The sequence below is a fragment of the Actinoplanes sp. OR16 genome (assembly GCF_004001265.1).
Lineage (GTDB): Bacteria > Actinomycetota > Actinomycetes > Mycobacteriales > Micromonosporaceae > Actinoplanes.
In genome coordinates, this window is sequence record NZ_AP019371.1 from 4,054,371 (window position 1) to 4,077,540 (window position 23,170).

Here is a 23,170-nt window from a genome sequence, read left to right on the forward strand (position 1 = left end):
GGGGTTGCCATGAGCTTCGACGTCGAGCAGGTCCGTAAAGACTTCCCGATCTTCGAGCGGGAGGTCAACGGTCACCCGCTGGTCTACCTGGACAGCGCCAACACCTCGCAGAAACCGGTGCAGGTGCTCGACGTCATGCGCGCGCACCAGGAGCGGTACAACGGCAACGTGTCCCGCTCCGTGCACACGCTCGGCACCGAGTCGACCGAGGCCTATGAGGGCGCCCGGGCTCGCATCGCCACCTTCATCGGTGCGGCGAGCCCGGACGAGATCGTCTTCACGAAGAACTCCACCGAGGCGCTCAACCTGGTCGCGCACTCGGCGGGGCAGCACCTGCGCCTGGGTCCGGGCGACGAGATCGTGATCTCCGAGATGGAGCATCACTCGAACATCGTGCCGTGGCAGCTCCTCTGTGAGCGGACGGGCGCCACGCTGCGCTGGTTCGGGATCACCGACGAGGGGCGGCTGGACGAGTCGCAACTCGACTCGCTCATCACCGAACGCACCAAGATCGTTTCGTTGGTGCACATGTCCAATGTTCTGGGCACGATCAATGATTTCTCGGACATTTCGCGCCGAACTCGTGAGGTCGGCGCTCTGCTCGTCTTGGACTGCTCTCAGTCGGTTCCGCATCTCCCGATCAACGTCCGGGAACTCGGCGCGGACCTGATCGCCTTCACCGGGCACAAGATGCTCGGCCCGACCGGCATCGGCGTCCTGTGGGGACGTTTCGATCTTCTCGAGCAGCTGCCGCCGTTCCTCGGCGGCGGCTCGATGATCGAGACGGTGACCATGACCGGTACGACGTACGCCGCTCCTCCGGCGCGCTTCGAGGCCGGAACCCCGCCGATCACCGAGGCGATCGGTCTCGGCGCGGCCGTCGACTACCTGACCCGGCTCGGCATGGAGGCGATCCACGAGCACGAGCAGGCGATCACGGCATATGCGCTGGACGCCCTGTCGGCCGTTCCCGACGTCCGGATCTTCGGGCCCGCGACGCCGGTCGGCCGTGGCGGCACGGTGTCGTTCGGCGTCGACGGGGTACACCCTCACGACGTGGGCCAGATCCTCGACGCCCTCGGTGTCGAGGTGCGGGTCGGCCACCACTGCGCGCGGCCGGTCTGCTCCCGCTTCAGCGTTCCGGCGATGACGCGGGCCTCGTTCTACCTCTACACGACGACGGACGAGATCGACGCCCTGGCGCGCGGTCTCGACCAGGTGCGGAAGGTGTTCGGCTGATGATGCTCGACGGTCTCTACCAGGAGATCATCCTCGACCATTACAAGAATCCGCACGGCCGCGGACTCCGGGAGCCTTTCGACGGGGAGGCGCACCACGTCAACCCGACGTGCGGGGACGAGATCACCGTGCGGGTCACATCCGATCTGACAGATATCTCGTACGACGGGCTGGGCTGTTCCATCAGCCAGGCCTCGGCATCGGTGCTGCACGAGCTCATCCAGGGCAAGGACACCGCCACCGCCTCGGAGATCCACCACTCGTTCGTGGAACTCATGCAGAGCCGTGGGCAGGTCGAGCCGGACGAGGAGGTGCTCGGCGACGGCATCGCGTTCGCCGGCGTCGCCAAGTTCCCGGCCCGGGTCAAGTGCGCGCTGCTGCCGTGGATGGCGTTCAAGGACGCGGCGGTGCGTGCGGGCGTGGACGTGGGCGTGAGCCCGGAGGTGAAGGCGTGATGACGGACAAGACCGATTCTGTTCAGACTGTGGCGTCTGTTCCCGGCTCGGCCGGGGATGGTTCGGCCGACGAGGTTCCGGCCTGGCTGGAGGCTGAGCGCGCGGAGGCCGGCGACGCCGCCGAGGTTCCCGCGGTGAGCGTCTCCGAGGCCGCTGCCGAGCCTGCCGCGCCCGCGGCCCCGGTCAAGAAGGCCTCGACCGACGACATCGAAGAGGCGATGAAGGACGTCGTCGACCCCGAGCTCGGGATCAACGTCGTCGACCTGGGCCTGGTCTACGGCACGCACGTGGACGACGACAACGTGGTCACCCTCGACATGACGCTGACGTCCGCGGCCTGCCCGCTGACCGACGTGATCGAGGACCAGACCCGGCAGGCGCTGACCACCGGCCCGGGCGGCGGCCTCGTGCAGGACTTCCGGATCAACTGGGTGTGGCTCCCGCCGTGGGGCCCCGACAAGATCACCGACGACGGACGCGAGCAGCTCCGGGCCCTCGGGTTCAACGTCTGATTTCGTACGTCTTCAGGGCGGTGCGCCGGAAAGCGCGCCGCCCTTTGTCGTACCCCGGTGGTAGAACCGGGGCATGGCATCGACACCGCCCTTCCCCGAGCTGTTGTCGCTGATCGAGTCCCGATCGGCAGCGCTGCGTGAGGCCGCCACCGACCTCACGGCCGGGGTGCCGGGCTGCCCCGGCTGGAGCGTGCACGACCTGGTCACCCACATGAGCCGGGTGCAGCGCTTCTGGGCCGCGGCCGTCCGGGCCGGCGATGCCGACGGTCCGCCTCCGGTCCCGGTGCTGCCCGCAGGCGACCCCCTTCCTCTGTCCGAGGAAGCCACCCGCCTCCTGACCGACGCCCTCCGCGCAGCGGGCCCCGACGCGCCGTGCTGGTCCTGGTGGCCACCGTCGGCAGCGCCGCACACGACCCGCGCCATCGCCCGCCACCAGGTGCAGGAGGCGGCGGTCCACGCGTTCGACGCCCAGGAGGCGCTCGGCAAGCCCGAGCCGCTCCCCGCCGCCGTCGCGGTCGACGGGGTCGGCGAGTTCCTGGAGGTCCCGATGGGCTCCCGGGGCGCCTGGCCGCACCGCCCGGCCCGAGTCGAATTCCAGGCGATCGAGGGCCCGTCGTGGACTCTCGACCTCTCCCCGTCCGGTGCCACCGTGAGCCCGGCAGCGAGCGGCGCCCCGGTGACCCGCGTCCACGGCCGGGCAAGCGACCTGGTCCTGGCCCTCTACCGCCGCATCCCCCTGGCCGACGTCCGCGTCGACGGCGACCGCGAAGTGGCCGAGCAGATCAGGGAGTGGTGCGTCGTGGACTGAGAGGGCAGAGCAGGCGGCCGGGTCAGCGAGTCTCGGCCAGGAACTCGACGAGCAGGGGGTTGAGCAGGTCGGGGCGTTCCATGTTGGGGAGATGGCCGGCCCAGGAGAGCTCGACGTGACGGGCCTTCGGCAGGACTTCCGCCAGATGGACGGCGATCTCCCGGAAGTCCGGAAGGTCATGTGCCCCGGAGAGCAGCAGCACCGGCGCGGTGATGGCAGCCAGGTCGAGCTCGGCCGGGGCGCCCGGAGACCCAGCGGCCTCCGACCGCGCACCCGAGTCGTCGTCGGCTTCCTGCGCGGCCGAAAGGTCGGCTGTCTGCGCGGCCGCGAGGTCGGCTGTCTGCGTGGCCGCGAGGTCGGCTGTCTGCGTGGCCGCGAGGTCGGCTGTCTGCGCGGTCGCGAGGTCGGTCGTCTGCGTTGCCTCTGGCGCTGAGGGCGCCGCTGCCATGGCTGCCTCGGCGGCCAGCTGCACGTCGAAGGCGTTCCGCTGCATGAGACGTACCCTGGCCCGCTCGGCCTCGCCCGCCTCGGGGCCCAGCCAGAGGGAGACGTTGAGGTCGGTGGCGCCGGCCACGTCGCCCGCTTCCAGGAGGGCGTCCTCGCGATCGCTGAAGGCGAGCAGTTCGGGGCTGGGCGAGTGGCCGCGCAGCGCGGTGCAGAGCAGGGCCAGAGAGGTGACCCGGGCGGGGGTGCGGGCCGCGAGGGAGAGGGCTACGCGACCGCCGCCGGACGAGGCGATGACGGCGGTGGTGGTGACGCCGAGCGAATCGAGGAGGGAAAGCACGTCGTCGGCGTCGTCCCAGGCGATGTCGAGAGGGACGGGCGATTCGCCGTACCCCCGGAAGTCGCATCGGATCAACCGGTAGCCGGCCGCGGTCAGCGCCGGGACCTGCGGATCCCACATCCGGCGGTCGGCGACTGTCGAATGCAGGAGGAGCACGGCCGGGCCGGTGCCGGAAATGTCATGAGCGAGGACCATTCCGGACACCGTAGTCGGGCGTGAAAAGCGTTCAGGCGGCGGCCACGGCCTTACGGGAATCGATGCGGTCCAGGGCATGCCAGGCCGGGAAGACGAAGGTGGCCGCGGTGACCGCGAGATATCCGATCGCGGCGAGCAACGCCGCCGTCTGCAGGCCGAGCCGGTCGGTTGCCCAGCCGCCGAGGACCCCGCCGAGCGGGATGCCCGCCCAGGAGACCGAGATCAGCACGCTGATGACGCGGCCGTGCATGTGGACCGGGATGCGGCGGTAGACGGCGGCCAGCAGGATCGGGTTCACCGTGGACATCAGCGCGCCGGACAGGGCCGCCACGGTCAGCACGATCCAGACCCGGTCGGTGAAGGCGAGCGCCAGCAGCTGGCCGGGACCGCCGAGGAAGAAGCAGACGGCGAACGTGCGCCGCCGCGGTAATCGGGGCGCGAGGACCGTGTAGAGGAGGTTTCCGGCGACAGCGCCGAGCCCGAACGCGGTGCCGACGACGCCGAGCGCCGCCGGGCCGTGCGGGCCGTCGTGCACCCAGACCGGGACGAAGACCGTCGCGTACGCCTGGTCGAACATGTTCGTGACGAACAGCAGGGACATCACCCCGAGGATCAGGCGATCGTCGCGTACGTAGCGGAAACCGTTCCGCAGGGCGGCCCCGTACCCCTGCTCACAGGCGGCGTCGGCCGCCCCGACCCGGACCAGGGCGCCGATGAGCACGGCGGCGACAGCGAACGTCGCGGCGTCGTAGAGCAGCACCGTCTCCGCGCCGTGTGCCGCGATCAGTACGCCGGCCAGCGGCAGGCCGATGAGCGTGGACGCGCGGGCGACCCCGTCGTAGAGCGTGGTGCCGCGTTCGGTGGAGACGCCGGCGGCGGCGATCGTCCGGGGAAGGAGCGCCCGTTTCGCCGCGTCGCCGAATCCCCGGAGAGCGCCGGACAGGGCGATGAGCAGCAGGATCACGCCGAGCGAGGTGCTCTGGTAGAACGCGAGGACCGGGATCCCGGCGACCGCGAGCACGCTCGCCGTGTCGGCTGCCACGGCGGTCGGGCGCGGGCCGACCCGGTCCACGATCGGTCCGCCGATGAGGCCGGCCAGGACGTACGGCAGCATCTCGGCGAGCCCGGCCACCCCGGCCAGCAGCGCCGAGTCGGTGCGGGTCAGAACGAGCCAGGGCAGTGCCACGAAGGTGATCCGGCTGCCGAGCAGGGAGATCCCCTCGGCGGCGAGGAGGACGGCGAACTGCCTGCTCGGAGGGGCTTTCCTCATCGGATCTGCGGAAAGGACTGCCACTGGAACACCACCCTCCCGGTGTCCGCGGGCGCCGGCTCGCCGGGCCGGTCGGCCGGGTAGTCGGCGAGCACCCGGTCGATCCGCCCGAGCAGTTCGGCGGCCTGCGCGGGGGTGAGTCGCAGGGCCCGGCTGCCGATCGTCACGCTGTCACTCCACTCGTCCGGCACCGCGCCCGCGGCGGCCAGGTATTCCTGCACCCGCGAGAAGTCGTCGACGACCCGCAGCGGGGAGATCCGCCACCAGCGCTCCCGTCCCGGTCCGGGTCGTGGCTCCTCCTCGACGAAGCCGTACCCGGCCAGTTGTCTCAGGTGATAGCTGGTGGCGCCGGAACTCTCGCCCGTCTGGCCGGCCAGCCGGGTCGCGGTCGAGGCGCCCTGTTCACGCAGGATGCGCAGGATCCGGACGCGGAGCGGGTGCGCCAGGCCACGTAGCGATCGGGGGCTTACGGGCATCGACCAAACATATGTTTGCAAACATCTCTTTGCAAGACGTTCGTCTATGTCTAGCCAGGTGGCAGATGGTCGATCACGTTGTATCGATCAAGGGTGAGGCGTCCGGTGGAGCCGTCGAACCGGCTGATCGACGCGTTGCGGACACTGCCCGACTCGGCCTCCACGGCGAGCACCTGATCCCATTCCAGATCCTCGACGACGGCGCGCATCATCAGGACGACCGCGTCGTGAGCGACGATGACGACCCGCTTGCCGCCGTGGTCGCGGTGCAGGTCGTCGAGGAACGACCTCAGGCGCACCCGGATGCCGGCGAAGGACTCGCCGCCGGGTGGGGCGTACTCGTACTCGCCGGCCTCGGCCCGCCGCTTGGCCTCGCCCGGGTAGCGGGCCGCCACCGCGGCGCGGGTGAGCAGTTCCAGCTCGCCCATCAGCCGGTCGACGAGCCGATCGTCGGTCGTAGGTTCCGGCAGGTCCAGCCCGGAGGTCTCGGCGGCGATCCGCCAGGTCTCGCGGGCGCGGAGGTACGGCGACGTGATCACCACCTGTGGCCGGCGTTCCTCGGGCAGTTCCGCGAGCCATCGTCCGAGCGCGGCGGCCTGCTCCTCACCCGCCGGGGTCAGCGGCACCTCGGCATCCCGCGCGCTGATCTCCACTTCCAGGAGATCGCCGGCGTCTGCCTCGGCGAAGGCGACATTGGCCAGGCTCTGCCCGTGCCGGACCAGAATCAGTTCAGCGACCATGATCGGACCCTATCCACGAAACCCCGCTTTGGTCACCCTCCGAATCCGAGGAGATGCATTCTGTACGAGGGCCAGAGCCGTGTGATGCGCGCTCACCCGAATTCGGTGGCCCCGTGGACGGCGGGCGTCGATGATGTCCGCGTGACCGTGTTCGAGCCGTACACCGCTGCCCCCGCCCCCGCGTCCTCCCGGGTCCGCGGGCAGCAGCAGCGCGTCCGCGGAGCGGCGGTGTCACGGCCGCTGTCGTGAGCGGCGCGTTCGTCGCCGGCGTGGTCGCCGGTTACGGCATCGCGGTCCCGGTCGGCGCCATCGGCGTCCTGATCGCCGGCCTGAGTGCCCGCACCTCACTGAAGGTCGGAGCGGCGGCCGGTCTCGGCGCGGCCACCGCCGACGGCATCTATGCGCTGGTAGCGGTGGCCGGCGGCGCCGCCGTGGCAGCGGCGATCGCCCCGATCGCGGAACCACTGCGCTGGGCCGGCGCCCTCATCCTCCTCGCTCTCGCGGGTTGGACGGCCTGGGGAGCGCTGCGCCCGCGCCGACCGGGAACACCCGCCACCGAGCCGCCCACCGTGACGACCGCGGGCCGGGCCTATCTGGGCGTCCTGGCGCTCACTCTGCTGAACCCGGCGACGGTCGTCTACTTCGCGGCGCTGGTGCTGGGCAGCGGCGGCGCCGGAGGCGGGGTGTGGTTCGTGGCCGGCGCGTTCCTGGCGAGCGCCAGCTGGCAACTGCTCATCGCCGGCGGTGGGTCGCTGATCGGGCGGGTGCTGACCGGTGAGCGAGGCAGACTGATCACCGCGCTGACCTCCAGCGCGGTGATCGCGGTCCTCGCGATACACCTGCTGTCCGGCTGATCGGCCCTCCGAGCCGGTCGGCTGCTGACCGGTCAGAGATGTTTCGACGCCTCGCGGATGGAGAGCGGGGACAGCGACGCCTCGTGGTCGGCCAGGAAGGCGCGGACTTCGCCGGGATCGGTGCGGGCGTACTGCCGCAGCGCCCAGCCGATCGCCTTGCGCACGAAGAAGTCGGGGTGGCGGGCCTGCGCCGCGCAGTAGCCGAACAGACGATCGGTATCGGTCCGGGCGCCGTAGTGCAGCTGGTGCAGGATCGCGGTGCGGACCAGCCACATGTTCTCCTCGCGCGACCACTCGTCCATCACGGCGACCAGCGCGGGATGGCGGCGGACCAGGCCGGCGACGAAGTGGGTGGCGAGCGGGTCGATCGTGTCCCACCAGGACTTCGTGGTGATCAGGACGCGCACGGTCGCCAGGAAGTCCGGCCCGGGGACGGTGACGTGCGCGGCCAGGAGATCGCAGGCGAACTGCTGGAACTCGCGCTCCTCCCGATCCCAGCAGTCCAGCGCCACCGCACGCAGATCCTCCTCGGTGAGCGGGGGCAGGCCGGTCAGCGCCGCCTTGGCCCGGGCCCGGCGGATCGGCGACGGCAGGCCGTGGAACAGGAACTGGTCGCGCATGTACGCCTCCATGCCGACTGCCCGTTCCGGATCACGTGCGGACTCGAACTCGGCGGTGAGGCGATCCATCAGGGTCCCGGCCAGGTCGCTCATATCTGAAGCATCCTGCCACCGTAGGGTGAGGAGAATGGGTGAACGCACGGCCGCGGGTGGCGGGAAATGGGTCGACGTCGCCCCGGAACGGTTGTCGCGCTGGCTGGAGAACTTCGGCACGCGGCACGGGCCGTACCGGGAAGAGGGTTTGACCGTGATCGCCGCGGACGGCGCGTCGGCGACGCTGAACGAGCCACCCGGAGCCGGTCCGGTCGCGACGGTGACCGATCTGATCCGTGAGGCGCAGACGCCGCGGCGGCTCGGGTTGCTGCTCGCGAGGAAGGGCGCTGTCGCAGTGGGCATCGCCGAGGGTCCGGAACTGATCGCTTCCAAGGTGGACACTCATTATGTGCAGGGGCGGACCGCGGCGGGCGGATGGTCGCAGCAGCGGTTCGCGCGCCGCCGCGACAATCAGGCCAAAGCGGCGGCTGCCGACGGCGCCGGCATCGTGGGGCGCATTCTTCTTCCGCAGGTACGGACATTGGCGGCCGTCATCGCCGGAGGGGATCGGTCGGCGGTCGACGCGATATTGGCGGCGCCGATTCTTCAACCGGTCGCCGCCATTCGTGCCGGACGGTTGCTGGATGTGCCGGAGCCGCGGCACGCGGTACTGGTGTCCGCTGTTGCCGCGGCTCGCGCCGTACCGATTCTGATCAGGGAAAGCTGATCAGCTGACCGCGCCGGCCTTGAACGTGTCGCACTGCTTCGGGTCGCCGGTGTCGTAACCCACCCGGAACCACTGCTGACGCTGCGCGGACGAGCCGTGCGTGAACTCCTCCGGGTTGACCTGGCCGCCGCCCTGCTTCTGCAGGGTGTCGTCGCCGATCTGCCCGGCGGTCTGGATGCCCTCCTGGATGTCCTGTTCGGTGAGGCTCGTGAAGATCTTGTCGCCGTCGGAGTCGGTCGTCGTCGACGCCGAGTGCGCCCACGCGCCGGCGTAGCAGTCGGCCTGGAGCTCCAGCTTCACCGACTCCTCGTTCGCCGAGCCCGGGTCGCGCTCCTGGCGGCGGCGCATCTCCGCCTCGGTGCCGAGGACGTCCTGCACGTGGTGGCCGTACTCGTGGGCGAGCACGTAGGGCTGCGCGAACTCGCCGGGGGCGCCGAGCTGCTTGGACAGCACCTGATAGAAGGAGAGGTCGATGTACACCTTGTCGTCGGCGGGGCAGTAGAACGGCCCGACGCCCGAGTCGGCCGCGCCGCAGCCGGTGCTCACCTGGTTCGAGAAGATGTGGGTGACGGCCGGCTTGTACTGCTCACCGAAGGATTCCGGCAGCTGGTCGCGCCAGTACGCCTGGATCGAGGTGACGTAGAGGCCGTTGCGGCACTCCAGCTGCTGCAGCTTCTGGTCGCCGGTGCACTCCGCCAGCTGCGTGCCGGAGGAGGAGCCGCCGCCGTCCCCGCCCATCGTGTTGATCCCGAAGTATCCGCCGACCAGCGCGATGACCAGGGTCACGACGATGCCGGCCAGGCCGCCGCCACCGATGGGCAGCCCGCCTATCCCGCCGCCACCCGATCGCCGGCCGTCCTCGATCTGACTGGTGTCGATGTCGGCGCGTTCGTTGAGTTCCATGTCGTCCTGCCTTCGCCACGGTTGGCGAGCGAGTACCCGATGATCTTGTGAACTAATCGAGTGGGAGCTAAGGCGGCACGACCGGTACTATGGCGGCGTGCTGCTCTGCGAAGGCTGACCTGCCCCGCGCCGACCGTCCCGAGGATGGCCGGCGCTTTCTTGCGCCCTGAGTCAGCCCGTTTTCCCGAGAGCGAGAAGCTTAATGATCACCGCCACCGGACTGGAACTCCGCGCCGGCGCTCGAATCCTGATCTCCCCGACGACCCTGCGCGTGCAGCCCGGCGACCGGATCGGCCTGGTCGGCCGCAACGGCGCCGGCAAGACCACCACGCTGAAGGTGCTGGCCGGGGAGGGCACGCCGTACGCCGGAACCGTCGAGCGGACCAGCGAGATCGGCTACCTGCCGCAGGACCCGCGCACCGGCGACCTGAACGTGACCGGCCGGGACCGGGTGCTCTCCGCCCGCGGCCTGGACACCATCCTCACCGAGATGCAGAAGCTCGAGGTGCAGCTCGAGGAGAGCTCGGACGACAAGCTGGTCCGGCGCTACGGCCACCTGGAGGACCAGTTCTCCGCGCTCGGTGGCTACGGCGCCGAGTCCGAGGCCGCCCGGATCTGCGCCAACCTCGGACTGCCGGACCGCGCGCTCGCGCAGACCATCGGCACCCTCTCCGGCGGTCAGCGCCGCCGGATCGAGCTGGCCCGGATCCTGTTCGCCAACTCCGGCCAGAACGGCAAGGGCATCCTGCTGCTCGACGAGCCGACCAACCACCTCGACCAGGACTCGATCGCCTGGCTCCGCGGATACATGGCCCAGCACAAGGGCGGCCTCATCGTGATCAGCCACGACGTCGAGCTGCTCGACGCCGCGGTCAACAAGGTGTGGTACCTGGACGCGAACCGTTCCGTGGTCGACATGTACAACATGGGCTGGAAGACGTACCTGGAAGCCCGTGAGACCGACGAGCGCCGGCGTCGCCGCGAGCGTGCCAACGCGGAGAAGAAGGCCGGCGCGCTGATGGCGCAGGCCGACAAGATGCGGGCGAAGGCCACCAAGACGGTCGCGGCGCAGAACATGGCGAAGCGCGCCGAGAAGCTGCTCGGCGGCCTGGAGGAGACCCGCACGTCGGACAAGGTGGCGAAGGTCCGGTTCCCGAACCCCGCCCCGTGCGGCAAGACCCCGCTCACCGCGTCCGGCCTGTCGAAGTCGTACGGATCGCTGGAGATCTTCACCGACGTGGACGTCGCCGTGGACCGGGGTTCGCGGGTCGCCATCCTCGGTCTCAACGGCGCCGGCAAGACCACGCTGCTGCGGATGCTCGGTGGCCTGCTGGAGCCGGACACCGGCGAGGTGCGTCCCGGTCACGGGCTGCGGCTGGGCTACTACGCCCAGGAGCACGAGACGCTCGACGTGGATCGCAGCATCCTCGACCACATGCGCAGTGCCGCGTCCGAGCAGACCGACACCGAGCTGCGGAAGATCCTGGGTGCCTTCCTCTTCTCCGGTGACGACGTGGACAAGCCGGCCGGGGTGCTCTCCGGTGGCGAGAAGACCCGGCTGGCCCTGGCCACGCTGGTCTGCTCCGGGGCGAACGTGCTGCTGCTCGACGAGCCGACGAACAACCTCGACCCGGTGAGCCGCGAGCAGGTCCTCGACGCGATCGCCAACTACCCGGGTGCGATCGTGCTGGTCAGCCACGATGCCGGCTGCGTGCAGGCGCTCAAGCCGGACCGTGCGATCCTCCTGCCGGACGGCGACGAGGACGCGTGGAGCGACGACATGCTGGAGCTCGTCGAGCTCGCCTGAGTCTCTCCGGAGGGTCACTCAGGGCATGTGATCGCTCACGTGGTGCGAAATTCCGGGGGATCAACTGCATCGTCAGTTGTCAACTGGTGCCCACACAGACAGTGCGATGTTCGGGCGTTTGCGGACGGGTCGGGCGCGGCGGAAGCTGCGACCGGCCCGTCTTTTCGTCACCCTCTGGAGCGATCACCCCACTCTCCGGAGCGGTCAAGCCTCCCACCTGCGAGCCGTCTCGATCGAGTGTTTCTGCTGGTGATCGATGGTCTTGGGGAGCGCGCCGGGTGATCCCGCCCGGACCGGAAATGCCTCGCGGGCTGCTCGCCGCAAACTGTCTGACATTGATGCCTGTGGTAACCGTCAAGTTCCTGACAGTAATAAATGGGCACGTTCGCGAGCGCTGGATGCCTGGCGCATGATCGTTGGAGACGGTGTAATAGGTGGGACCGTATCTGACCGCACTGTCTGCGACGTGAGGATTCAAGATGGCAGCCACTGGCACAGCTACCAGTACTGAGAAGGGTCGTCGAATCGTCGGTAGCGAGCGGCAGTCGCTCGCCAAGGACCTGGTGAAGCGATACACCTCGGGTGAGAGCATCCGAGCGCTTGCCGCTTCCACCGGACGGTCCTACGGATTCGTGCACCGCGTGCTCACCGAATCGGGCGTGCAGTTGCGCCAGCGTGGCGGCGCCCGTCGCCGCAAGAAGGCGTGACGTCCGGCAACGCCGTCCCGGTGAGCGATGAAGTAGGCGTTCGCTACGAACTCCACGGGCCGGTGGCAACGGTGACGTTGTCCCGGCCCGACGTTCTCAATGCACAGACTCCGGCCATGTGGACGGAGCTGGGCAACATTTCGAGGAAATTACCGGGCGACGTTCGGGTCGTCATTGTGCGAGCCGAGGGCCGCGCCTTTTCGGCCGGCCTGGATCTGTCGGTCGCACGCGGTGGGGGCGATTCTTCACTGGCCGGATTGGCACAGTTGTCCGCCACCGAGTGCGCCGATCGGATTGCCGGCTTCCAGACCGCGTTCACGTGGTTGCGCAGCCCGTCCATTGTGACAATCGCCGCCGTTCAAGGGCACGCGATCGGCGCCGGCTTCCAGCTCGCGCTGAACTGCGACATGCGTGTGCTCGCCGACGACGCGACGTTCTCCATGGCCGAGGTGACGCTCGGCCTGGTGCCCGATCTGGGCGGTACGAAACGGCTCACCGAGCTGGTCGGCCCGTCCCGGGCGCTGGAGATCTGCGTGACCGGCCGCCGGATCTCGGCTGCGGAGGCGGACCGGATCGGCCTCGCCACCGCCGTCGTGCCACGAGCCGACCTGGACGCCGCGGTCTCGGACCTCACCGCGGCCGTCCTCGCCGGCGACACCGGCGCGGTCACCGAAATCAAGGCCCTGCTCCTGGGTGCGCCCCAGCGGTCGTACGCGGAACAGGACCGAGCCGAGCGTGAGGCGCAGACCCGGCGCCTCAGCGACCTGCTCGGCTCGGGGGAGTAAAGGACTCACCTCCCGGGTTGTCATACCCGCGGTGCATGCTGGCACCCGGGAGGTGAGGAATGAATCCGACGTCCAGCTGGATGATGCTGCGTTCGATCGAGCGTTCTGATCAGGTTCGGCGGCATCAGGTGGCACCCGGCACCGCGCGGCGGATCCTGCGGTTCGCCCAGCCGTACAAGCGGGACATCACGGTGTTCCTGCTGACCGTCGTGGTCGCGGCCGGGATCGGGGTGGCCACGCCGTTGCTCGCCGGGCACGTGATCAACGCGATCACCGGCGGTGGTGCGGACGCGGCCGGCACGGTGGTGCGGCTCGCCCTGCTGATCGCCGGTCTCGCGGTCGCCGACGCGCTGCTCTCGCTGGCGCAACGGTGGTACTCGGCTCGTATCGGCGAGGGGATCATCCTCACGCTGCGGACCAAGGTCTTCGACCACGTGCAGCGGATGCCGTTGCAGTTCTTCACGCGGACGCAGACCGGCGCCCTGGTGAGCCGGCTCAACAACGACGTGGTCGGCGCCCAGCGGGCCTTCACCTCGACGCTGTCCGGCGTGCTCAGCAACGTGATCCAGCTCGTCCTCACGGCCGCCGTGATGTTCACGCTGTCCTGGCCGATCACCGTGCTCTCGCTGGTGTTGCTGCCGGTCTTCATCATCCCGGCACGGCGGGTCGGCAGCCGGCTCGCCGAGATCACCCGCGAGTCCTACAACCTGGACGCGAAGATGAACGCGACGATGACCGAGCGCTTCAACGTGTCCGGCGCGCTGCTGGTCAAGCTCTTCGGCCGGCCCGACACCGAGGCCGCCCGGTTCGGCGAGCGCGCCGAGCGGGTCCGCGACATCGGCGTGCAGCAGGCGATGTACTCCCGCACCTTCTTCGTGGCGATGCTGCTGGTGGCGTCGCTGGCGCAGGCCCTGACATACGGGCTGGGCGGCTGGCTCGCGGTCCGGGGGCAGGTCTCGGCCGGCACCGTGGTGACGCTGGCGCTGCTGCTCACCCGCCTCTACGGCCCGCTCACCGCGCTCAGCAACGTGCGGGTCGACGTGATGAGCGCGCTGGTCTCCTTCGACCGGGTCTTCGAGGTGCTCGACCTCGCGCCCGGCATCGCCGAGAAACCCGGCGCCACCGCGATCCCGGCCGGCGCGGGCCGGATCGAGTTCCGCGGGGTGCGGTTCCGCTACCCCAGCGCCGACGAGGTCTCGCTCGCCACCCTGGAAGACGTCGCGGCCCTCGACCGCCGGGAGAACGAGTTGGTTCTCGACGGCGTCGACTTCACCGTCGAGCCCGGGCGGATGGTCGCCCTGGTCGGCCCGTCCGGCGCCGGCAAGTCCACCACGTCGATGCTGCTCTCCCGGGTCTACGACGTGACCGAGGGCGCCGTGCTGATCGATGGCGTCGACGTGCGGGACGCCACGCTCGACTCGCTGCGCGACACCATCGGCGTCGTCACCCAGGACTCGCACCTGTTCCACGAGACGATCGCGGAGAACCTGCGCTACGCCGCGCCCGGCGCCACCGAGGAGCAGATGTGGGCGGCGCTGGACGGCGCGCAGGTCGCCGACCTGGTCCGCAGCCTGCCCGACGGGCTGGACACGGTCGTCGGCGAGCGCGGCTACCGTTTCTCCGGCGGCGAGAAACAGCGCATCGCCATCGCCCGCATCCTGCTGAAGCAGCCGTCCATCGTGGTGCTCGACGAGGCCACCGCCCACCTCGACAGCGAGTCCGAGGCCGCGGTGCAGCGGGCGCTCGCCGAGGCGCTGCGCGGCCGGACCGCCGTGGTGATCGCCCACCGCCTGTCGACGATCCGGGACGCCGACGAGATCCTGGTGCTCGACCACGGCCGGATCGCCGAGCGCGGCCGGCACGCCGAGCTGATCGGTGCCGGCGGGCTCTACTCCGAGCTCTACCGCACGCAGTTCGCGACCACGTCGCCCGCTTATCCGGAGGAGGACGTCGAGATCTTGACGGTTCCCGCCCGGTCGATCGAGCCCTGATCCCATGGAACTCCTCATCACGGCCGGGATCGCGGCGGCGCTGCTCGGCACCCTGTGGCGGTTCGCCGGCTGGGCTCGGCGCAAGGGCATCGGCGGCGGCGTGATGGGACCGATCGACGAGGCCTGGCATCCGTCGGCCGACCGGTTCCGGCGCGAGACAGCGGTGCACGAGCAGCGCGTGCTGCCACCCCGCCCCGGCGACGACCTGACCGAGGGGCCCGGCCCTGGCCGCGAGTCCTAGCGCGGTCGCCTGCGTGGGCGTCTGCGCGTGGAGTCGTGGTGCAGGCGTCTGCGCGTGGAGTCGTGTGCGGTCGCCTGCGCGGGGCGTCCTGGCCCGAGTCGCCCTGACCGAGAGCCTCGGCCCTGGCCGGGAGTCCTAGCGCGGTCGCCTGCGCGTGGAGTCGTGGTGCGGGTGCTTGCGCGTGGAGTCGTGGTGCGGGCGTCTGCGCGGGGCGTCCTGGCCCGAGTCGCCCTGACCGAGAGCCTCGGCCCTGGCCGGGAGTCCTAGCGCGGTCGCCTGCGCGGGGTGCCTGCGCGTGGAGTCGTGGTGCGGGTTGCCTGCGCTGGAATCCTGGCCCGAGTCGCCTGAGCGCGAGCTCCAGCGCGGCGAGCCCGGCGTGCTTTGGGCGCGGCGAGCCCGGCCTGTTTGAGCGCGGCGAGCCCGGCGTGTGCTTCGGGCACGGCGAACCCAGCCTGCCTCGGCGCGGCGAGCGCGGTGAGCCCGGCCTGTTTCAGCGCGGCGAGCGCGGCGAGCGCGGTGAGCCCGGCGTGCTTCGGCGCGGCAGGTGGGACGGGGGTCTCAGGTCGCTGCTTCGCGGAGGCGGGTGAACTCGGTTATCAGGTCGGGGAGCTGGAAGTGGGCGTTCAGGCCGCTCGGGTTCGGCAGCACCCACACCGGTACGCCGCCCAGCTCGTCCGGCTGGGGGCCGATGCGGGCCTTCGGGAGGGCGAAGGCCGCGCGGTAGGCGGTCACGCCCAGGATCGCCAGGTAACGCGGGCGGGTTCGGCGTACGAGATCGGTCAGGATCTTTCCGCCTGTGATCAACTCGGCTGGGGAGAGTTCGTCGGCGCGGGCCGTCGCGCGGGCGACGACGTTGGTGATGCCCAGACCGAGGGCCGGCAGGAGATGCTGCTCGGACGGGTGGAGCAGCCGGTCGGTGAAGCCGGCGCCGTGCAGTGCCGGCCAGAACCGGTTGCCGGGACGGGCGAAGTGGTGGCCGGTCGCCGCCGAGTAGAGGCTCGGGTTGATGCCGGAGAAGAGCACCCGCAGGTCCGGCCCGATCAGGTCCGGGATGGTCCGGCCGGCCGCAGCCGCCACCTCGGCGGCGGACGGGCGGGCCGCCGGGCCACCGCCACCACCACCACCATCGCCGGCGCCGGCGGCGGCGGCGGCGGACGGGCGGGTCACAGCGTTCTCGTCGAGCCGCCGTCGACGGCGACCGCCGTGCCCGTCACGTAGCTCGCTGCGGGGGAGAGCAGGAAGGCGGCAACCCGGCCGTACTCGGCGGGTTCACCGATCCGGCGCAGCGGGATCGCCGCCGAGACCCGGGCGGTCGCGGTCGCCGGATCGTCGGACGCCTCGAACAGTTCACGGCTGCGGTCGGTCATGAACCGGCCCGGCAGGATGCTGAGCACCCGGACGCCGCGCGGGCCGAACTCGTCGGCCATGTCCTTCGCGGCCATCGCCAGGCCCGGGCGCAGGCCGTTCGACAGTCCGAGCCCGGCCAGCGGCGACTTCACCGAGGTGGAGAGCACGAGACCTACCGCACCGCCCTCGGGCAGCGCCGACGCGAACGTGCGGGCCGCGCGGATCGAACCCAGGAAGACCGTCTCGAACGCCTGCCGCCACTGGTCGTCGGACATGCTCGCGGCAGTGCCCGGCGCCGGGCCGCCCACCGAGACGAGAGCGCCGTCCAGCCGCCCGAACCGTTCCGCCGCGGTGTCGACCAGCTCGCGCGGCGTGCCCGGGTCGTTCAGATCGGCGACGACGCCTGCCGCGTGCTGCGGTCCGCCGAGCGCTGTCACCGCCTCGGCGACGCGCTCCTCGTCCCTCGACGAGATCACCACCCGTGCCCCGTCGCCGACGAGCGCCTGCGCGGTGGCGAACCCGAGACCGCGCGAGGCCCCGGTGAGGATGTAGACGCGACCGGCCAGCCCGAGATCCATGTCTGAATCCTGCCACCCCGCTGTTCAGGGGTCGCCCGGCCATCGCGTGCTCCCCGCCGTACATCGGAATTGTTGTATGTTTCCGCGATCACCGAGGCATCGGCCATTGAGGAGCGACGAGACCGAAACCGGCCCGAAGAGGCTGGTCAGGAACACGGGGGAGCAACAACATGCCGAATCCGACCGAGTTGGCGCGCGAGTACGCGATGGTCCTGCTGGGGGTGGCCGGCCTCGTCGGCGTGCTCGCGCTGACCGTCCTGGCCGTCTGGGCCCGGCGCACCCGGCGGCCACTGCGACCGATCGCGCTGGCCGTCAGCATGAACCTGGCCCTGCTGCTCAACGCCGAGGGCATGTGGGTCATCGCCGTCGACCAGCTGCACCTGCCGAAGCTGTTCGCCGTGCTGGTCTTCGCGGTCTTCGAGATCTGCTTCCTGACCGCCACCAGCCTCGCCGGTGAGCAGTACCGGCGTACCACCGTCTACGACGAGGACGGCATGGTGGTCTCGCCCGGCCACCCCGGATCGATGCTCTACGTGGCGGCCCTGATCGCCGCCCTCTCCGGTGTCATCGTCGCCAGCAACGCGGTGACCGGCACCGAGAAGCTGCTGCGCCTGGCCGTCCCCTGCGTGATCTTCCTGATGTGGTGGGCGGCGCTGACCGCGGCCGGGCAGAAGGCGCGCCGGAACTCGTTCGCCTACAGCCCGCGCCGGCTCGCCGAACGCTGGGGCTGGCTGATCCCGGACGACGACCCCGACCTCGCCCGGATGGCCGCCGAACGCCGGCTCGACCGGATGGCGATGCTCGCCTACCGCCTGCACAACGGCAACCTGGGGCCGCGGCGGCGGGAACGGTACCGCCGGAGACTGAGCCGGATGAGCCTGCGCGGGACCGCCGAGATGCTCACGGAGGTGCAGCGGCGGGTGGCTCTGGCCGTACGGGCGGAGGAGCTGACGAGTCCGGCTGCGATCTCACGGTTGAACAAGGTCGTCCCGCCGTCGCCGGTGCCGGAGGCAGCGCCGGTGTCCCCGCCGCCCGCTACTTCTGCCACCACCGCCACGGCGGTTCCGCTCGGTGTGCCGCGGACGGCGGCCGCCTACAAGCAGTGGCTGGTGATCTGGCAGGACATGCTCGCGGACCCGGCGGCCGGCAACAGGACCCTCGCCGAGCGGCACGACGTCGCCGGCCGGACCATCACCAACATCCGCCGGGCCGGCCGCGAGGGCGCTCTCACCCCCGAACGCCTGGCGGAGCTGGAGCAGAACGCCGCTGCCGCCGAGCGTCGTCAGCCTGCGTTCCTGCACTGACGGTCACCCGGCACGGTCCGCGCAAGATCCAGATGCGGGGTGGCAAACCGGGTCGCAAACCGTTACCGACCGCGTGGGTGGTAACACCTTCTGACCAGGCGTTACCAGGCGTTTCCACAGTGGTTTTGCGAGGGTGGAAAACCCGGTGGCAAACACCCTCGCAAACGCCGGCCCTGGTAGCGCTGCCGCTAACACTCTTCGTGTACGACGCCCGCCCGTGGTTGCGACCCTGCTAACACCGGGCGCTTCCACTTGCGGCATGGAGAAGAAGCATGAGCGGCCGCTGCGGCACCGCCGTCACCTGTCCCCGGGCCGTCCCCGCCGCATCAACGCGCGGTTCACCACCGCCGAAGCCGACCAGGTGACCGTCGCCGCCCACCGTGCCGGTCTGACCCCGAGCGGGTACGTCGCCCTGATGGCGCTGACCGCCGCATCCGCCGGCGCCACCCCGCACCTGGATCCGCTGCGGGCCGTCCTCGGCGAGCTGTCCCGGACCCGGATCGCCCTGACCACCGTCGACCCGGAACTCCTGCCCGGCGTGATCGACCGGGTCGACGCGGTGCTGCAGGAGATCCGGGCCGGGCTGCCGCGGTGATCCCCCGGATCCACCGGCGGGGGACGGATCTGCCCGGGTTGCTGCGGTACCTCTACGGGCCGGGCCGGGAGGAGGCGCACCTCAACCCCCGGCTGGTGGCGGGTGCTCCCGGCCTCGGCGCGCTCGACCGGCTGGAGCGGGACCACACCCGCCTCGTGACAGTGCTGGAATCGCCGCTCGACGCCCTCCTGGAAGCACCGCCGTCCGCCCCGGTGTGGCACTGCTCGCTGCGGCTCGCCCCCGCGGATCCGGTACTGGACGACGGCGCCTGGGAGCGGATCTGCCGGGACTTCATGAACGACACCGGACTGGCGCCCGAGGACGACCTCGCCGCGATGCCGTGGGTGGCGGTCCGCCACGGTCACGACCACGTGCACATCGCCGGGATCCTGGCCCGCCACGACGGGTTCAGCGAGCCGGCGCGCAACGACTACCTGCGGGCCCGGGACGCCGCGATGGCCCTGGAGTCGCGTCTCGGCCTGGTCCGCACGGCGCCGGCCGATCGCACCGCGGCACGAGGTCTGACGGCGGCCGAGCTCCGCAAGGCGAGCCGCGCCGGCCATCCCGAACCTCCCCGCACCCGGCTGCTGCGCCTGGTCCGGGCCGCCGCCGCACACACCGGCGGCGAGGACGCCTTCTTCGCGTGGATGCGCCGGCAGGGAGTTCTGGTCCGGCTTCGGGAGGACCATTCCGGGTACGCCGTAGCCCTGCCACCCGGCGCCACCGCCGACCATCGCCCCATCTGGTTCGGCGGCGGCCGCCTGGCCGTCGACCTGACCCTGCCGCGCCTGCGGGAGCGCTGGTCGGGGGCCGCGTGCTGGACCGTCACGGCGGCCCGCGGCGGGCCGGTGTGTGTGCCGTCCGCAGCGGACGCTCTGACCCGGCTTGCCTGGGACGCCGAGGGCGCGGACGGCGGCCCGATGACGGCGGCCGCCCGGCTCCTGGACCACGCGGCCCGCGATGTCGCGTCAGCGGGTGGCGACTGTCCGGGACACCCGGGCCCGCTCACGCCGCACGCGCTGATCGAGGCGGCGGATGCGCTGGCCGGCGTCCGTGCCGTGGGGGAGCGCCCGCACCAGGCCTCAGCGGCTCGTCAGGCCGCGGACGGGTTGAGGGCGATGGACCTCAGGTTCTGCGGACGGCGCTGGTGAAGCCGGCGATGAAGAGGGCGGCGAACGCCCACGCGAGGGCTTGCAGGAGCCAGCCGACGATGGTCAGGGCCTGCCCGGTGGTGGTGGCGGTGGGAGCGCATTGGTCCCGCGTACCGGTCTTGAACAGCGGAGTGCCCACGTCGAGGCCGACGCCGATCTGTTCCAGGGTGCTGCAGGCGGCGCCGGGTGTGGTGGTGCGGCTGGTGTGGGCGAGCCCGCCGTCGTGCCCGGCGAGGACCGCGGCCGACACGGAGAGCAGGAGCACGCCGACCAGCAGCAGGAGAGCGCGCCACGGTTGGTAGCCGAAGCCGAGGGTGAGGCCGGTGATCCGGGCCCAGGCACGGTCGGTGCCGGTGATGGCGCCGCGCTCGATCTGGTCGCGACGCTGGGCCATGAGGATGTCGCGGGCTTCGTGGTCGTGGCCGGCAGCGCGGTGGACGGCGGCCAGCTGCTGATAGGGCTGGGCCGCGTAGGCGGGAGTGTGCTCGCGTAGCACCCGCAGCCATCGGTCCAGGGAGCCCGGCCGTGGCAGTCCGGTGTAGACGGTCCCGTCGAGGTCGACCAGCGTTCTGTTCAGGGGATCGGTCGTGAAGACGCGGTCGGTGTCGAGCCGCAGTCCGCCGCCGATGTGGGCGTCGTCGAGTTGGAGGACGCCTCGCCCGCCGGCGCCGGTGGCGGTGAACCCGTTGACCAGGTACGTGGTCTGGCCGACGTGCATGCTGCCGGCGTTCAGGGCGGGTCCGGTGGTGTTCTCCAGCCGCGCGCCGGTGCAGTCCAGCTGGCCGCCGATGTGGGCGGCGGAGAGCCGGACGGCGCCGTCGTCGCCGGTGCCGGTGGCGGTGAACCCGTCGCGGAGGAACACTGCCTGGTCGACGCGCAGGCTGTCGGCGTGCATGGCGGGTCCGGTGGTGTTCTCCAGCCGCGCCCCGTCACACTCCAGCTGGCCGATGTGGGCGCCGAGTAGCCGGATCGTGCCGAGGTTGCCGGCGCCGGTGGCGGTGAACCCGTCACGCAGGAACACCGCCTGGTCGACGCGCAGGCTGTCGGCGTTCAGGGCGGGTCCGGTGGTGTTCTCCAGCCGTGCCCCGGTGCAATCCAGGTGACCGAAGTGAGCGCCGGGCAGTCGGACGGCGCCGTGTTCGCCGGTGCCGGTGGCGGTGAACCCGTCGCTCAGGAACACGTCCTGCTCGACGCGCAGGCCGTCGGCGTTCAGGGCGGGTCCGCCGGTGTTCCGCAGCCGCGCCCCTTGACAAGTGAGTTGATCGAAATGGGCGGCGACCAGCCGGATCGCGCCGCCGTCGGCAGTGCCGGTGACCGTGGTCCCGCTCAGATCCAGGAGCCTGACGGTCAGCCGGGCGGCGTCGATCGTTGGTCCGTCCGAGCCGGACGAGGGCCCGATTCGCGAGTCGGCCAGATCCAGGGCAAGCAGGCTGGTGTCGCGCAGCAGCAGGCCGTCAGGCACGTGACAGGCGGTCAGTTGCACGTTCAGATCGCGGGTGACGTTCTCCAGGTCGATGCGGCCGGCGATCAGGGCGCCTCGGAGCCGCAACCCGCGCGGGTCGGGCTCGGCGGCCAGCCGGCCCAGTACGACGTCGCGGATGATCTCTGCTCGGACGGTACGGCCGGGGCCGTCCCAGGAGCGCATCGCGGCCTCGTCGACCGGCTCGTCGCCGGCGAGATCCAGCAGCTCCCCGCGAACGACGCTGTCGATCAGCCGCTGTTCCAGTTCGGTCGGATGGCGATCGCCCACTACGCCCATGTGCCTAGGCTGGCCCTGCCGGGCGCCGGCAGCAAGATATGCGGTTCGGTTACCGAATACGGAAGCGAGGAGCGGCGTGCACGGCTCTGATGTCCTGTCCGGTGGGAAGTGGCACCCGACGCATGGCCGCGGGGCGGATTTCGCGTCGGCCGTGGGGCATAGTCCTGCTGATGTATGACGATGCACTCATCGAGCTGCGGCGTGACATTCACCGGTGGCCCGAGCTGGCCGGCACAGAGCAGCGCACCGCCGCCCTCGTCACTGAACGGCTGCGGGCGGCCGGGTTGGAGGTGACGACCGGCGTCGGCGGCCACGGTGTCGTCGCGGTCCTCAATGGTGACGAGCCGGGCCCGACCGTCGCCTACCGCGCCGACCTGGACGCCGTCCCCGACACGGAGACGTTCGACAGCGATTTCCGCTCGCGGGTGCCGGGTGCGGCCCACCTGTGCGGGCACGACATCCACACCACGATCGCGGTCGGCGCCGCCGAGGAACTTCGCCGCCGCCGGCTGTCGCGCGGTCGCGTCGTCTTCATCTTCCAACCGGCCGAGGAGAACCTCACCGGCGCCCACGCGATGATCGAGGACGGCGTGCTGGAGCGCACCGCGCCGCAGGAGATCTACGCGCTGCACTGCGCGCCGATTCCGGTCGGCACGTTCGTGGTCACGCCCGGCGCCGGCCTTCCCGGGCAGGACCACTGCCGCATCCTGCTGCCGCCCACCGGTGGCGAGCGGATCGCCGCCGCCGTCGACGCCCTGTCCACGGTCCGCCCGCCGCAGACACCGGAGCAGTTGCGGCAGCTGGTCCAGGACCTCGCGACCCCTGACGGCCCACTCTCTCGGTACGTGTACGTCCAATCGTTTGCCGACACCGACGAGGTCCGGGCCTGGTGGCGCGCCTGGCCTGACGACCGCTACCCCGAGATCCGCGACGAACTGCGGCGGCTGGCGGACGGCGCCACCATCGAGTTCCCCGCCCCACCGTTTCCGGCGATGGTGTCCTCGCCGGAGCTCAGCCTGGCCGCGGCCGAGCCACTGCGTGCGGTGGGTGACGTCGTCACGATGCCGGCCGCGTATCCGTTCAACGGCGAGGACTTCGCCCTGTTCCTGCAGCGGGTCCCCGGCGCCATGATCTTCCTGGGTGTGGCGAACGAAGCGGCCGGCCTGCACGGGATCACGCACGCTGCCGACTTCGGCGCCGACGAGCGATCCATCGGCCTCGGCGTCCGCGCCGTGGTGGGCCTCCTGACCGAGAGGCTGGCCACTATCGCGTGACCGGGAGCTGCCTGC

Annotated in this window: 24 protein-coding genes; 15 read left to right on the forward strand and 9 right to left on the reverse strand. The window is 71.0% G+C overall.

From position 1 onward, the window contains the following. The first annotated feature begins 9 nt into the window (after positions 1-9). The 4 genes from EP757_RS18790 to EP757_RS18805 all read left to right on the forward strand — a co-directional run bounded on the left by EP757_RS18790 (position 10) and on the right by EP757_RS18805 (position 3,014). Positions 10-1,239, forward strand: a complete 1,230-nt coding sequence (locus EP757_RS18790; protein WP_127547800.1) for a cysteine desulfurase — start codon at positions 10-12, stop codon at positions 1,237-1,239. Then, complete coding sequence (sufU, locus tag EP757_RS18795; RefSeq protein WP_127547801.1) at positions 1,239-1,694, forward strand: Fe-S cluster assembly sulfur transfer protein SufU; 456 nt, start codon at positions 1,239-1,241, stop codon at positions 1,692-1,694. The genes EP757_RS18790 and sufU overlap by 1 nt, the downstream gene beginning before the upstream one ends. Beyond that, complete coding sequence (locus EP757_RS18800; RefSeq protein ID WP_127547803.1) at positions 1,694-2,206, forward strand: metal-sulfur cluster assembly factor; 513 nt, start codon at positions 1,694-1,696, stop codon at positions 2,204-2,206. Before sufU ends, EP757_RS18800 begins: the two co-directional genes overlap by 1 nt. Before the next feature lie 73 nt (positions 2,207-2,279). Continuing rightward, positions 2,280-3,014, forward strand: coding sequence for a maleylpyruvate isomerase family mycothiol-dependent enzyme (locus tag EP757_RS18805; protein WP_127547805.1), 735 nt, complete (start codon positions 2,280-2,282; stop codon positions 3,012-3,014). A 22-nt stretch (positions 3,015-3,036) separates the two neighbouring features. On the opposite strand, the gene EP757_RS18810 is transcribed toward EP757_RS18805, so the two are convergent. From EP757_RS18810 to EP757_RS18825, 4 genes are read right to left on the reverse strand one after another with little or no spacing between them, the layout of a single operon-like run. After that, on the reverse strand, positions 3,037-3,993 hold the full coding sequence (locus tag EP757_RS18810; protein ID WP_127547807.1) for an alpha/beta fold hydrolase: 957 nt from the start codon (positions 3,991-3,993) through the stop codon (positions 3,037-3,039). A 31-nt stretch (positions 3,994-4,024) separates the two neighbouring features. Next, positions 4,025-5,263, reverse strand: coding sequence for an MFS transporter (locus tag EP757_RS18815; protein ID WP_232050567.1), 1,239 nt, complete (start codon positions 5,261-5,263; stop codon positions 4,025-4,027). Beyond that, the gene (locus EP757_RS18820) at positions 5,260-5,739 is read right to left on the reverse strand and encodes a transcriptional regulator (protein ID WP_127547811.1); all 480 of its coding nucleotides are present in this window, start codon (positions 5,737-5,739) and stop codon (positions 5,260-5,262) included. Before EP757_RS18820 ends, EP757_RS18815 begins: the two co-directional genes overlap by 4 nt. Positions 5,740-5,789: 50 nt before the next feature. Next, positions 5,790-6,479 carry a histidine phosphatase family protein gene (locus tag EP757_RS18825; RefSeq protein ID WP_127547813.1) on the reverse strand — a complete coding sequence of 230 codons (690 nt, stop codon included), beginning with the start codon at positions 6,477-6,479 and terminating at the stop codon, positions 5,790-5,792. A gap of 245 nt (positions 6,480-6,724) precedes the next feature. Here EP757_RS18825 and EP757_RS18830 point away from each other — a divergent pair, with 245 nt between their 5' ends. Beyond that, positions 6,725-7,333 (forward strand): LysE family transporter, encoded by a 609-nt coding sequence (locus tag EP757_RS18830; protein WP_127547815.1) that lies wholly within the window; start codon positions 6,725-6,727, stop codon positions 7,331-7,333. Positions 7,334-7,365: 32 nt separating this feature from the next. On the opposite strand, the gene EP757_RS18835 is transcribed toward EP757_RS18830, so the two are convergent. Continuing rightward, the gene (locus EP757_RS18835) at positions 7,366-8,046 is read right to left on the reverse strand and encodes a DNA alkylation repair protein (RefSeq protein WP_127547817.1); all 681 of its coding nucleotides are present in this window, start codon (positions 8,044-8,046) and stop codon (positions 7,366-7,368) included. Positions 8,047-8,080: 34 nt separating this feature from the next. Between EP757_RS18835 and EP757_RS18840 the strand changes: the two genes are divergently transcribed. After that, positions 8,081-8,713, forward strand: a complete 633-nt coding sequence (locus EP757_RS18840; RefSeq protein ID WP_127547819.1) for an acVLRF1 family peptidyl-tRNA hydrolase — start codon at positions 8,081-8,083, stop codon at positions 8,711-8,713. Here EP757_RS18840 and EP757_RS18845 read toward each other — a convergent pair whose 3' ends face one another. Then, positions 8,714-9,616 (reverse strand): neutral zinc metallopeptidase, encoded by a 903-nt coding sequence (locus tag EP757_RS18845; RefSeq protein WP_127547821.1) that lies wholly within the window; start codon positions 9,614-9,616, stop codon positions 8,714-8,716. A gap of 202 nt (positions 9,617-9,818) precedes the next feature. Here EP757_RS18845 and EP757_RS18850 point away from each other — a divergent pair, with 202 nt between their 5' ends. The 5 genes from EP757_RS18850 to EP757_RS18870 all read left to right on the forward strand — a co-directional run bounded on the left by EP757_RS18850 (position 9,819) and on the right by EP757_RS18870 (position 15,147). Next, positions 9,819-11,423, forward strand: a complete 1,605-nt coding sequence (locus EP757_RS18850; RefSeq protein WP_127547823.1) for an ABC-F family ATP-binding cassette domain-containing protein — start codon at positions 9,819-9,821, stop codon at positions 11,421-11,423. Positions 11,424-11,902: 479 nt separating this feature from the next. Then, positions 11,903-12,130, forward strand: a complete 228-nt coding sequence (locus tag EP757_RS18855; RefSeq protein ID WP_014441759.1) for a helix-turn-helix domain-containing protein — start codon at positions 11,903-11,905, stop codon at positions 12,128-12,130. A gap of 20 nt (positions 12,131-12,150) precedes the next feature. Continuing rightward, positions 12,151-12,915, forward strand: a complete 765-nt coding sequence (locus EP757_RS18860; RefSeq protein ID WP_127547825.1) for an enoyl-CoA hydratase/isomerase family protein — start codon at positions 12,151-12,153, stop codon at positions 12,913-12,915. Positions 12,916-12,974: 59 nt separating this feature from the next. Further along, complete coding sequence (locus EP757_RS18865) at positions 12,975-14,906, forward strand: ABC transporter ATP-binding protein (protein WP_127547827.1); 1,932 nt, start codon at positions 12,975-12,977, stop codon at positions 14,904-14,906. Between the two features lie 4 nt (positions 14,907-14,910). Beyond that, positions 14,911-15,147, forward strand: coding sequence for a hypothetical protein (locus EP757_RS18870; RefSeq protein ID WP_127547829.1), 237 nt, complete (start codon positions 14,911-14,913; stop codon positions 15,145-15,147). 558 nt (positions 15,148-15,705) lie between these two features. Here the strand turns inward: EP757_RS18870 and mug are convergent. Together mug and EP757_RS18880 are read right to left on the reverse strand one after the other, a co-directional pair. Beyond that, positions 15,706-16,314 (reverse strand): G/U mismatch-specific DNA glycosylase, encoded by a 609-nt coding sequence (mug, locus tag EP757_RS18875; RefSeq protein ID WP_127547831.1) that lies wholly within the window; start codon positions 16,312-16,314, stop codon positions 15,706-15,708. Continuing rightward, complete coding sequence (locus EP757_RS18880; protein WP_127547833.1) at positions 16,311-17,072, reverse strand: SDR family oxidoreductase; 762 nt, start codon at positions 17,070-17,072, stop codon at positions 16,311-16,313. The genes mug and EP757_RS18880 overlap by 4 nt, the downstream gene beginning before the upstream one ends. A gap of 170 nt (positions 17,073-17,242) precedes the next feature. On the opposite strand from EP757_RS18880, the gene EP757_RS43410 reads away from it, so the two are divergent. From EP757_RS43410 to EP757_RS18895, 3 genes are all read left to right on the forward strand, one after another. Continuing rightward, complete coding sequence (locus EP757_RS43410; protein WP_197725535.1) at positions 17,243-18,376, forward strand: hypothetical protein; 1,134 nt, start codon at positions 17,243-17,245, stop codon at positions 18,374-18,376. 259 nt (positions 18,377-18,635) lie between these two features. After that, positions 18,636-18,971 carry a hypothetical protein gene (locus EP757_RS18890; RefSeq protein WP_127547835.1) on the forward strand — a complete coding sequence of 112 codons (336 nt, stop codon included), beginning with the start codon at positions 18,636-18,638 and terminating at the stop codon, positions 18,969-18,971. Beyond that, entirely contained in the window at positions 18,968-20,122 is a 1,155-nt protein-coding gene (locus EP757_RS18895; protein ID WP_127547837.1) for a hypothetical protein, read from the forward strand. Before EP757_RS18890 ends, EP757_RS18895 begins: the two co-directional genes overlap by 4 nt. Here EP757_RS18895 and EP757_RS18900 read toward each other — a convergent pair. Further along, positions 20,097-21,881, reverse strand: coding sequence for a hypothetical protein (locus EP757_RS18900; RefSeq protein WP_127547839.1), 1,785 nt, complete (start codon positions 21,879-21,881; stop codon positions 20,097-20,099). The two genes, EP757_RS18895 and EP757_RS18900, sit on opposite strands and share 26 nt — an antisense overlap. 170 nt (positions 21,882-22,051) lie before the next feature. Between EP757_RS18900 and EP757_RS18905 the strand changes: the two genes are divergently transcribed. Beyond that, positions 22,052-23,155 (forward strand): M20 family metallopeptidase, encoded by a 1,104-nt coding sequence (locus EP757_RS18905; protein WP_197725536.1) that lies wholly within the window; start codon positions 22,052-22,054, stop codon positions 23,153-23,155. Positions 23,156-23,170 lie beyond the last annotated feature (15 nt).